The organism is Kluyvera sp. NPDC087067 (assembly GCF_044745165.1).
GTDB lineage: Bacteria > Pseudomonadota > Gammaproteobacteria > Enterobacterales > Enterobacteriaceae > Kluyvera.
On the sequence record NZ_JBIUZS010000006.1, the window covers coordinates 324,600 to 335,970 of the forward strand.

Consider the following 11,371-nt stretch of genomic DNA (forward strand, 5'->3'; position numbering starts at 1 on the left):
ACCGGTAAAGCCCCGGAACGCTAGCGGAAGTTTAGACTCTTATCGCCCGTCATGTTATACAGCTCGAATTTACGGCCCAGCATCTGCCCACCGTCACGCGTCAGCGGCGTCCAACCGACCGATGCCCGGCTGCGGGTTGGGCCGGAAGAGAAGAGATCCATTGGGATATTGACGTAAACCCCTTTGGTGAACTCCCCTTCGCCGTATTCATCTGCCGACACGTTGGTGATAGTCGCATAGGCGCCGACCACAATTCCGCTGTCGAAGTGTTTTGAGATATCCAGCGTACCGCCTTTGTCGCCCGCCAGATACTGCCCGACGCTGGCTTTCACCAGGACATCCTGCGCGAACGACGGCGTCCAGTAGGCGGTGAGATGGCCCGTTTTCACGCTGTAATCGGTGAACTTCATCATATCCTGCGCGCTGCGCCAGTCACGCTGCTTCACGTAGTTCGCATTCAGGCCAAACGACCAGTTGCTGTCGACCGGGCGATAAAGCACCTCTGCCCCCGCTCCGCCGTACATGGTTTCCAGATATCCACCGTAGACCTGGCCGTAGAAATCATTGCCCAGATACTGGAAGTAGTTGGCCTGGAGGTTATTCACGTAGACATCGTTCTCAACGTATTCGCGGATATGCGTACGCACGCGCGGCAGGGCTGAATCATCCGGCGGGTTGGTGTAGTTGAACTTGTCGTAGTTGTTGGCGATATTGGCAAAAATACTGCCGCTGGTCAGCAGGTGGTCGGTCACCCACCAATCGGCGGTGCCCATCACGCCGACCTGATACATGTAGAAGCTTTCCGGGCCGCCGATAGACTGGCTCAGCACCGGATCGAGGTGAAGGTTAAACCGCGACTTATCCATATACCAGCCCTGCTCGGTTTTATCCGGGATAACCGGGGCCATGCGTTTTTGCACCAACGGCGTTTCCTGGCCTAGCGGTTCACCTTCCAGATGACGCTGTAAACTGGCCACATCCGTTTCGGTGGTCACTTCCGGCAGATTAAGCCGCGTTTCGGTAATACGGATCGTGCGGATCCCTTCCGGCAGATCGTTCATCACGATCCGATTAGCCCGCGCGATCCCCTCGCGCGAATCACGATATTTCACCTGCTCGCCGGTGACGTACAGCGTATCGCCTTTCACCTGCATATTGGGATCAACAAACCCGGCGTTGTATTTCAACTGGGTGAGCTGATTGGCGACGACAGAATGCTGGAGGATGGCGTCCTGCGGCTGCGGACGATAGGCCGGGCGCGAATTATCGTTATACGAAGGACGCAGGTCATTAAAGTTGGTGCGCAGGGTAAAGCCAAACATCACGGTATTCCCGCGCTCGTAGCTCAGGTTGACGTCAGCCCAGTCAGCAACACGGTAGATGGCACCGACGTTAAACTTGCTCTTTTGTTCAAGCTTACCGGCGAAGTCCTGCTGGTAGTTGTTGCCCTCATACTCCAGTTTCAGGCGCAGCGGCTGCCACGGCGTCTGGTACTCTACGCCGCCAAACCACGCCGCCGGGCCGTGGAACATCTGGCTGCCGTCAACGGATCCGGCTTTACGATAGCTGTTATCACGCGAGCAATACTTATCGCTGTAGGAACAAAATGGGTTGGTGGCGTTACCGCTGGTACCGAGATAACCCCAGCCCAGGCCTAAGGAGAAATCAAACGGCCCCCAGGCTTTGCTGGCGACCAGATATTCGGAGTCAAACAGACCGGTACCGCCGATATCGCGCGCGCCCACCGCCACCTGCGGCATCCAGTAGCTTTCCTCCCACAGACGTAGTTTCACGTCGAAGGCTTTATCTTTGTAGGTCTGTGAACCGGAGAAAGCGTCGACGTCGCTGTATTTTTTGGTTCGCACGTCGGTATAACGCAGCGTCGTTTCCAGCCACGGGAATAGCTGTGCGGAGGCAGAGTAGTAGCGATACTGGTCATTATCACGATAGTTGGCGCTAAATTCGCCCTCACGCGCCATCCGCGCCGTCGGAGTTTGTAGCAGACCTACACCGCCAAAATCCGACTGCGAAGGGCCAATCGGAGCGGGATAGGTTTCGGCGTGGCACGCCGCGCTGACCGACAGCGCGAGCAGGCTATACAGACAGGTCTTTTTCATTATTCAGGTCTCCGCTGCGTCAGAGAGCGAAGGATCGCAGCGTTTAACGCCTCGTACTTATTGGTCCACAGTGCGTCGGCAAAACCGACAAAGACAATGCTGCCGGGCATCGGTTCAACATGGCGCTTATTCCAGTAGGCGACCGGGGCTTTTTGCGTGCGCCCATTCGGGTAGACAATCCATGCAAAGCTGCGATCGGCACCGCTTAACAGATTGATATTCTCGAGGTAGCTCGCCACATCGCGACCCGGGGTAAACGCCATTTTTCCCGGTTTATCCACCAGCCCCATCAGGGTAATGGTTGAGGGTTGTTGTCCCAGCCACAGGGTGTAATTGCCTTGAAGCGGCGGATTATTTTCGCTGTGCACCCGGACGACATCCGGGTCGAGCGGTGTCAGCAGGCGGCCCGTGACCGGCATCGCCTGGAGCTGATGACGCAGCGCGTTAATGGCGCCAGCCGTGCTGCCGTCCTCCTCCACCGCCAATGCGCTAAGCTGCGCCAGCAACGCCTGATGCTCACGCTCGGCTTTCACCGTGGCCTGCGGCGTGGCAATCACAGCCCCCGTCCACCAGCTTCCCGCCAGTCTCGGTTGTCCGACTAAATCAGCCAGCCTCTCGGCATTGGTCAAGGTCAGCGGTTTAGCCACTCCCGCCTGATGAACCTCAACGGTGCCTGCCGACTGCGCGGTAAACGAAACAAGATTCAGGATGGCTGCGGCAATAAGCGTTTTATTCATGATTTCGCGGCCTTAATAAGCGTGGTGTTGACCGGGAAAGTGCCCGCACCGAGATACTGTTCTGACTGGCGAATTTGTCCTTCGCTATCAACCCAATAGCGATTGCGCCAGTGGGCTTCGGCGGTTGTCACGTCCTCTTGCAGAATGCGCACCGCGGTGCTTTCACCCGCCATCGTGAGCGTGTCGTTACCGTCCCAGCTAAACGTCGACGTGGCGGTGGCGTAGCGCACCTGCTGGTGTTCAGTCCAGCCCATTGTCCGCGTCCAGGTGACACCGTCGGTAATCTGGTTGGCATGCGCTAACGGATCGTTTGCAAGGTTGTTCACTGTCAGCAGGTTGTCGCCCACCAGCTGAGTTTTCACCAGACGCCCGTGCTGGGTCACCAGCATCGCCTGATCCTGGGTGAGCCATTTCTGCTGGCCATTTTCCGAGAACGCCAGCACGACGAAAATCTGCGGGCCGCCGTTAAGACGCATGTACTGGCTGGCGTACGGCATATTCTGGATATCGTCGTCGGTCAGCTGTACGCCTGATGCGCCAAATACGCTGTCCCAAAGGGAATGTCCCAGCGCCTTTGTATTGGGGGAACACGCCTGAAGCAGCAGGCAAAATAAGGGGATAACAAGTCGCTTCACGACGCTTCTCCGGGGCGAAATAACCACACCGAAGTGTGGTTAGAATTAACGTACCTAAAATTACTGGGTACTGGTGGTCGTGCTGGTTGTGGTGGTGGTTCCGGTATTGGAGCCATCGCCGCCAGCCGCCGTCAGCGCCATACCGACCGCAGAGCCTACGGTGCTGGCGCTGGTGGCGGTTGAGCTTCCGGCAGACACAGACGTTGCCGCAGTGCCAGCCGCTTCACCGGTTTCAATCGGTGCGGCGCTGGCGCTTGCCGCAGCAAACGCTGATATGGCAAAAATGCCATAGAGGATTTTCTTCATAAGTATTCCCTTCATTAGATGAATGGAGATATGCCCGGAAATATTCGGGCGTCATCGAGTATACACAAAGCGATGTACAGGATTGACGTAGGGAATATTAAGGAAAGGCTTTTCGGATAATAAGAAAATTGAATATAGAAAATATAATTAATTATTTAATTCAATTGTTTGCGTGAATTACAGAAAATAGCAATATACGGATAATCCGAAAATGAGAGGTCGCCGTTATGATATTTAGGATTATGCTCAATAACAATATAATGAAGAATATCAGGATAAGCAGAATAATCTGACAAAAAAAATGCCGGCATAAAGCCGGCATGAAAAATAAATAACCTTACGCGCGCCAGGATTTATAGCGGTTGATCAGGCCATTGGTTGAACTGTCATGGCTATCAACGGCTTTATCATCATTGAGCTCCGGCAGAATGCGGTTAGCCAGCTGCTTGCCAAGCTCTACGCCCCATTGGTCGAAGGTGAAGATATTCAGGATAGCGCCTTGGGTGAAGATTTTGTGCTCATACATGGCGATAAGCGCACCCAAGCTGTACGGCGTGATTTCGCGCAGCAGGATGGAGTTGGTTGGGCGGTTACCTTCAAACACTTTGAATGGCACCACGTAGTCCAGCGTCGCAGGATCTTTACCCTGGTCACGGTATTCCTGCTCAACCACTTCGCGAGATTTACCAAACGCCAACGCTTCGGTCTGAGCAAAGAAGTTAGACAGCAGTTTTGGATGATGGTCGGTCAGCGGGTTATGGGTGATAGCCGGGGCGATGAAATCGCACGGTACGATTTTGGTGCCCTGGTGAATCAGCTGATAGAACGCGTGCTGGCCGTTAGTGCCCGGCTCGCCCCAGATGATTGGGCCAGTCTGGTGCTCAACCTTGTTGCCGTTACGGTCAACGTACTTACCGTTGGACTCCATGTTGCCCTGCTGGAAGTAGGCGGCAAAGCGGTGCATGTACTGGTCGTACGGCAGAATCGCTTCGGTTTCGGTGCCGTAGAAGTTGTTGTACCAGATACCAATCAGCGCCAGCAGTACCGGCAGGTTTTTCTCAGCCGGTGCGGTGGAGAAGTGTTTGTCCATCGCATGGGCGCCGGACAGCAGCTCAACAAAGTTGTCGTAGCCAACCGACAGGATGATAGACAGACCAATCGCCGACCACAGAGAGTAACGACCGCCTACCCAGTCCCAGAATTCAAACATGTTGGCGGTATCGATACCGAACTCAGAAACCGCTTTACCGTTGGTAGACAGCGCCGCGAAGTGTTTCGCCACGTGTTTCTGGTCGCCCGCGCTTGCCAGGAACCAGTCGCGCGCACTGTGGGCGTTGGTCATGGTTTCCTGGGTAGTGAAGGTTTTAGACGCCACGAGGAACAGGGTGGTTTCCGGGTTCAGCGTTTTCAGCGTTTCGGCGATATGGGTGCCGTCAACGTTGGAAACAAAGTGCATGTTCAGGTGATTTTTGTACGGACGCAGCGCTTCGGTCACCATGAATGGGCCGAGGTCGGAGCCGCCGATACCGATGTTGACGACGTCGGTAATCGCTTTGCCGGTATAGCCTTTCCAGCTACCTGAAATAATCGCTTCGGAGAACGATTTCATCTTCTCCAGCACCGCGTTCACTTCCGGCATCACATCTTTGCCATCAACCACAATCGGGGTATTGCTACGGTTACGCAGCGCGACGTGCAGCACGGCACGGTCCTCAGTGCGGTTGATCTTTTCGCCAGAGAACATGGACTTGATGGCGCCGCTCAGATCGGTTTCTTTAGCCAGATCAAGCAGTTTAGCCAAGGTCTCTTCAGTAATGAGGTTTTTAGAGAAGTCGACCAGCATCTGGTCGTCGAAAGTGGCGGAGAACTTGCCAAAACGGTCACCGTCTTTTGCGAACAGTTCTGCAATGGTGACGTCCTTCATTTCATCGAAGTGTTTCTGTAGTGCCTGCCACGCAGCGGTCTGCGTTGGATTGATATTTTTCATTAGCAATACCCTTCTGATTTAAAAATCGTAACTGTCCTCGATTGTAGCGCCAGTCACAAAAAATTGTGATGGTTTTAATGTTATCCCCCCTCGGGATGACAAAATCGTGCAGAAAACAGACAAAAAAACGGCCTTTATAAGTCTGGTTTCTCAGACCTGGGATTGCATGAAAAATCCGCATAACCCCAGCGTTGACAACCTACCCGCTAACGCTTTATTTATAAATGTACTACCTGCGCTCGCGCAGGCCAGAAGAGGCGCGTTGCCCAGGTAAACGGTGTTTGAGGAACCAGTCCTGTGAAAACACCTGAAGGGGAGCAACGCCGAGATGAGTGAACAACAGGTTGCGTTCATCATCGGCTACAGGGGCTGAATCCCCTGGGTTGTCACCAGAAACGTTCGCAGTCGCACGTTTCACAAGTGGTGGAGCACTTCTGGGTGAAATCGTAGTTGTTTATCGCTCTGCGCCCACCCGTCTTTCGCTCTTCCCTTGTGCCAAGGCTGAATAATTTGGTCTGACTTACAAAGCCAGCCCTCCCCTGACACGAGGTTATTATGACAGCATTAGTAGTCGCCAAATTTGGCGGAACCAGCGTAGCCGATTTTGATGCTATGAACCGCAGCGCCGACGTGGTGCTCTCCGACGCCAGCGTGCGCGTTGTCGTGCTGTCCGCCTCGGCTGGCATCACCAACCTGCTGGTGGCGCTGGCTGAAGGTCTGGAGCCCGCTGAACGTCTTGCCAAACTCGACGCAATCCGCGCCATTCAATATGCCATACTCGACCGTTTATCTCAGCCTGCCGTGATTCGCGATGAAATCGAAAGGCTGCTGGATAATCTGGCGACGCTGGCGGAAGCTGCCGCGACCAAAACGACGACCGCGCTGACCGACGATCTGGTGAGCCATGGCGAGCTGATGTCGACCCTGCTATTTGTTGAGATTCTGCGTGAACGTAACGTTCAGGCGCAGTGGTTTGACGTCCGCAAAGTCATGCGCACCAGCGATCGCTTTGGTCGCGCCGAGCCGGATGTTGCCGCGCTGGCCGAACTCACCGCACAGCTACTGACCCCGCGCCTGGATGAAGGTCTGGTGATAACCCAGGGCTTTATCGGCAGCGAGAGCACAGGCCGCACCACGACGCTTGGCCGTGGCGGTAGCGACTACACCGCCGCGCTGCTGGGCGAAGCGCTGCATGCCACGCGCGTGGATATCTGGACCGACGTGCCGGGCATCTACACCACCGATCCGCGCGTGGTTCCGGCGGCGAAACGCATTGATGAAATTGCCTTTGAAGAGGCCGCAGAGCTGGCAACCTTTGGCGCGAAAGTGCTGCATCCTGCGACGCTATTGCCCGCAGTGCGCAGCGATATTCCGGTGTTTGTCGGCTCCAGCAAAGATCCGAAAGCCGGTGGCACCCTGGTGTGTAATGAAACCACTAACCCACCGCTGTTCCGCGCGCTGGCGCTACGTCGTAAGCAAACCCTGCTAACCCTGCATAGCCTCAATATGCTGCACTCCCGCGGCTTCCTGGCGGAAGTGTTCGGTATTCTGGCGCGCCACAATATTTCGGTCGACTTAATTACCACCTCCGAAGTGAGCGTCGCGTTGACGCTGGACACCACCGGCTCCACCTCGACCGGAGACACCCTGCTGACGCAGTCCTTATTGATGGAACTGTCGGCGCTGTGCCGGGTTGAAGTGGAAGAGAACCTGGCCCTGGTGGCGCTTATCGGTAACGACCTGTCAAAAGCCTGCGGCGTAGGCAAAGAGGTATTTGGCGTGCTGGATCCGTTCAATATCCGCATGATTTGTTATGGCGCATCCAGCCATAACCTGTGCTTCCTGGTACCAGGTGCGGAAGCGGAACAGGTGGTGCAGAAACTTCACCATAATTTGTTCGAGTGATTGAACGTTTACGCCGGATGGCGACGCTGTGCGTCTTATCCGGCCTACAGCGTGCCCATTGCGGGAACATGAACATAATTTGTTTGAATAATATTTCACCACGCGATAAACAATAACTATAGCCGGGCTCGAACCCGGCTTTTTTATAACAACACAACACACATTTATCGCAAGGAATACATCATGCTCGCCGTTCTCACCCGGCTGTTCCCGTTATGGGCGCTGCTGCTTTCTGTTATTGCCTACTTCACTCCCACCACCTTCACGCCCATCGGGCCGCTGGTGCCGTCGCTGCTGATGCTGATTATGTTCGGCATGGGCGTGCATCTGAAAGTTGACGACTTTAAACGCGTTCTTTCACGCCCCGCTCCAGTTGCCGCAGGAATTTTCCTGCACTATCTGGTGATGCCGCTTGCTGCGTGGCTGCTGGCGCTGGTTTTTCATATGCCGCCGGAGCTGTCCGCCGGGATGGTGTTAGTCGGCAGCGTGGCTAGCGGTACGGCCTCTAACGTGATGATCTATCTGGCAAAGGGTGATGTTGCGCTATCAGTCACCATTTCCTCCGTGTCCACGCTGGTCGGCGTGGTGGCCACGCCGCTGCTCACGCGTCTTTACGTGGACGCGCATATCCAGGTGGATGTGATGGGTATGCTGCTCAGCATTTTGCAAATTGTGGTGATCCCGATTGCGCTGGGTCTGGTGATTCATCACCTATTTCCACGCGTCGTGAAGGCCGTTGAACCTTACCTGCCTGCGTTCTCAATGGTGTGTATTCTGGCGATTATTAGCGCGGTCGTGGCAGGCTCGGCTTCACACATTGCGTCGGTCGGCTTTGTGGTGATTATTGCGGTAATTTTGCATAACACGATTGGCCTGCTTGGCGGTTACTGGGGCGGGAAGCTGTTTGGCTTTGATGAGTCCACCTGCCGGACGCTGGCGATTGAAGTCGGGATGCAGAACTCAGGGCTGGCAGCCGCGCTGGGTAAAATCTACTTTGGGCCGTTGGCGGCACTGCCCGGCGCGCTGTTCTCCGTCTGGCATAACCTGTCTGGCTCGCTGCTGGCGGGGTATTGGTCAGGAAAACCGATTGAAGAAAAACAGCATCAAGACGTGAAAGAAAGTTGATCCTGTAGCCCGGACGAGGTGCGCAAGCACCGACTCCGGGGAAGGTTCAGCCCTCGCCCCGGCGGCGCTGCGCTTGGCCGGGCGACAAGTGCGTAGGCTCAATAAGCGTAGCGCCATCGGGTAAAATGCCGCGCATTGCCGGATAGCGGCGTAAACGCCTTATCCGGCCTACAAAGATATGCCTCTTTGCCGTACACTGGGTTAACCATCCGATTGAGGGCAACCCTTATGGCACTCCCCCGCATTACGCAAAAAGAGATGACCGAGCGTGAACAGCGCGAACTGAAAACGCTGCTCGACCGCGCGCGCATTGCGCATGGCCGTCTGCTCACCAACGCCGAAACCAACAGCGTCAAAAAGGAGTACATCGACAAGCTGATGGCAGAGCGCGAAGCCGAAGCCAAAAAAGCCCGCCAGTTGAAGAAAAAGCAGGCTTATAAACCGGATACCGAAAGTTCATTCTCGTGGTCGGCTAACACCCCGACACGCGGCAGACGTTAACGCCCTTTCTTTTTACGCCCCGGTGAGACAAAACGTTTACCGTTAGCCGCCGGGCGCGCCGGTTTTTCACTGGTTTTTTCTATCTTCACCACTGGACGTTTAATGCCCGTGGTTTTGGGTTTAGCCTTCGCTTTCGGCTTCGCATCCGACGATGAGTTTTCAATCAGTTTGAAGAGGTCGACAAGCTCGTCATCCGTCAGGTCACGCCACTCACCCAGCGGAATTCCCGTCAGGCTGACGTTCATAATACGCGTACGTTCAAGCTTCGTGACTTCAAAACCGAAGTATTCGCACATGCGGCGAATCTGGCGGTTCAGGCCCTGCACCAAGGTGATGCGGAAAACGAACGGCGCTTCTTTCTTCACCTTACACTTCTTCGTTACCGTCCCCAGAATCGGCACGCCTGCGCCCATTCCGCGAATAAAGTCATCGGTCACCGGCTTATCAACCGTCACCAGATACTCTTTTTCATGGTCGTTACCGGCACGCAGGATCTTGTTCACCAGATCGCCGTGGTTGGTGAGGAAAATCAGCCCCTGAGAGTCTTTATCCAGGCGACCAATCGGAAAGATACGTTTGCTATGGTTAACAAAATCAACGATGTTATCGCGTTCGCCATCTTCGGTCGTGCTGACAATGCCGACAGGTTTGTTTAGCGCAATCAGCACTAAATCATCCGCTTCCCGCGGCTCAATCAACCGACCGTTTACCTTCACTACGTCGCCCGGCATCACCTGGTCGCCAATCGTGGCGCGTTTGCCGTTGAGGAAGACGTTGCCTTGTTCGATATAGCGATCCGCCTCGCGGCGCGAGCAAATCCCGCTTTCGCTGATGTATTTATTTAATCGGGTTGATGAGTCTGGCAGCATAAATTCTCCTGTAAAAGCGAAATATACCTTACCTTAGCGGCGTGGAAAAAGAGTCCACGAAAAATCATTCTTGCGAGTAACATTCCACAACATCGTGAGCCGCGTCAGTGAGCTATGCTTCCTTGAGTGATAACATCCTGCCCTGACTGAAAATTTTTCGATTAATGGGAGAAATGATGGAACTGCTTTTGCTGAGTAATTCGACGCTGCCGGGTAAAGCCTGGATGGAACATGCGATGCCGCTGATCGCGTCACAGCTTAACGGTCGCCGTTCTGCAGTGTTTATCCCGTTTGCTGGGGTGACGCAGACCTGGGACGATTACACCGCGAAAACTGCCGCTGTCTTTGCGCCGCTGGGCGTGACGGTCACCGGTATTCATAGCGTCGTCGATCCGATTTCCGCCATTGAGAATGCTGAGCTGGTGATTGTCGGCGGCGGTAACACCTTCCAGTTGCTTAAAGAGAGCCGTGAGCGCGGGCTGCTGGCACCGATTGTCGACGTGGTGAAGCGCGGCGCGCTGTATATCGGCTGGAGCGCCGGGGCAAACCTCGCCTGCCCGACCATCCGCACCACCAACGATATGCCTATTGTTGATCCGAAAGGTTTTGATGCGCTGGGGCTGTTCCCATTACAGATTAACCCGCACTTCACCAATGCATTGCCGGAAGGACATAAAGGCGAAACCCGCGAACAGCGTATCCGCGAGCTGCTGGTGGTGGCACCAGAGTTAACGGTGATTGGGCTGCCGGAGGGCAACTGGATTCAGGTGGCGCAAGGACATGCAACGCTGGGCGGGCCGAATACCACGTACGTGTTTAAAGCGGGCGAGGAAGCGGTGGCGCTGGAGGCTGGGCATCGGTTCTGATGGCGGGTTAGGTGCATCCCCGGGGGCGGCGTAAACGCCTTGCCCGGGCTACAAATGTGTTCGAATGTCACGAAACCCCGGGGTCGGCGTAAACGCCTCGCCCGGGCTACAAATGTGCTCGAATGTCGGAAACGCCGGAGTTACAAATGTGCTCGAGCGCAGGGTTGTAGGCCGGATAAGGCGAAGCCACCATCCGGCATTCTGCACCGGAGTGCCTGATGGCGCGATGCTTATCAGGCCTTGTATTATCCTTCCTGTGCAGAGAGGACCGGCCAGTTCTCCCTGCCAGCAGTCCGCATGCCGTATCAGGCCTTAGGTTCATA

General features: G+C 55.1%; 10 protein-coding genes and 1 riboswitch. Of the genes, 4 read left to right on the forward strand and 6 right to left on the reverse strand.

Annotated features, from left to right (window positions below; all coding sequences use genetic code 11):
* Positions 1–20: 20 nt before the first annotated feature.
* From ACIPDS_RS17085 to pgi, 5 genes are all read right to left on the reverse strand, one after another.
* Positions 21–2,117, reverse strand: coding sequence for a YjbH domain-containing protein (locus ACIPDS_RS17085; protein WP_400738244.1), 2,097 nt, complete (start codon positions 2,115–2,117; stop codon positions 21–23).
* Entirely contained in the window at positions 2,117–2,854 is a 738-nt protein-coding gene (locus tag ACIPDS_RS17090; RefSeq protein WP_400738247.1) for a capsule biosynthesis GfcC D2 domain-containing protein, read from the reverse strand. The genes ACIPDS_RS17085 and ACIPDS_RS17090 overlap by 1 nt, the downstream gene beginning before the upstream one ends.
* Complete coding sequence (locus tag ACIPDS_RS17095) at positions 2,851–3,489, reverse strand: YjbF family lipoprotein (protein ID WP_400738250.1); 639 nt, start codon at positions 3,487–3,489, stop codon at positions 2,851–2,853. The genes ACIPDS_RS17090 and ACIPDS_RS17095 overlap by 4 nt, the downstream gene beginning before the upstream one ends.
* Before the next feature lie 60 nt (positions 3,490–3,549).
* A complete protein-coding gene (yjbE, locus tag ACIPDS_RS17100; protein WP_166517237.1) occupies positions 3,550–3,795 on the reverse strand; it encodes an exopolysaccharide production protein YjbE in 246 nt (81 codons plus the stop codon).
* Positions 3,796–4,132: 337 nt separating this feature from the next.
* Positions 4,133–5,782, reverse strand: coding sequence for a glucose-6-phosphate isomerase (pgi, locus tag ACIPDS_RS17105; protein ID WP_400738253.1), 1,650 nt, complete (start codon positions 5,780–5,782; stop codon positions 4,133–4,135).
* Positions 5,783–6,026: 244 nt separating this feature from the next.
* Positions 6,027–6,224: riboswitch (Lysine riboswitch) on the forward strand.
* A 113-nt stretch (positions 6,225–6,337) separates the two neighbouring features.
* Here pgi and lysC point away from each other — a divergent pair.
* The 3 genes from lysC (at position 6,338) to ACIPDS_RS17120 (ending at position 9,313) form a co-directional block, all read left to right on the forward strand.
* Positions 6,338–7,687: a lysine-sensitive aspartokinase 3 gene (gene lysC / locus ACIPDS_RS17110; protein ID WP_400738256.1), complete on the forward strand. Its 1,350-nt coding sequence runs from the start codon at positions 6,338–6,340 to the stop codon at positions 7,685–7,687.
* A gap of 183 nt (positions 7,688–7,870) precedes the next feature.
* The gene (panS, locus tag ACIPDS_RS17115; protein WP_400738259.1) at positions 7,871–8,812 is read left to right on the forward strand and encodes a ketopantoate/pantoate/pantothenate transporter PanS; all 942 of its coding nucleotides are present in this window, start codon (positions 7,871–7,873) and stop codon (positions 8,810–8,812) included.
* A 228-nt stretch (positions 8,813–9,040) separates the two neighbouring features.
* Entirely contained in the window at positions 9,041–9,313 is a 273-nt protein-coding gene (locus ACIPDS_RS17120) for a DUF3811 domain-containing protein (RefSeq protein WP_166517232.1), read from the forward strand.
* Here ACIPDS_RS17120 and rluF read toward each other — a convergent pair.
* Entirely contained in the window at positions 9,310–10,182 is an 873-nt protein-coding gene (gene rluF / locus ACIPDS_RS17125; protein WP_400738264.1) for a 23S rRNA pseudouridine(2604) synthase RluF, read from the reverse strand. The genes ACIPDS_RS17120 and rluF overlap by 4 nt on opposite strands.
* Before the next feature lie 176 nt (positions 10,183–10,358).
* On the opposite strand from rluF, the gene pepE reads away from it, so the two are divergent.
* Positions 10,359–11,048 (forward strand): dipeptidase PepE, encoded by a 690-nt coding sequence (pepE, locus tag ACIPDS_RS17130; RefSeq protein ID WP_400738315.1) that lies wholly within the window; start codon positions 10,359–10,361, stop codon positions 11,046–11,048.
* The last annotated feature ends 323 nt before the right edge of the window (positions 11,049–11,371 follow it).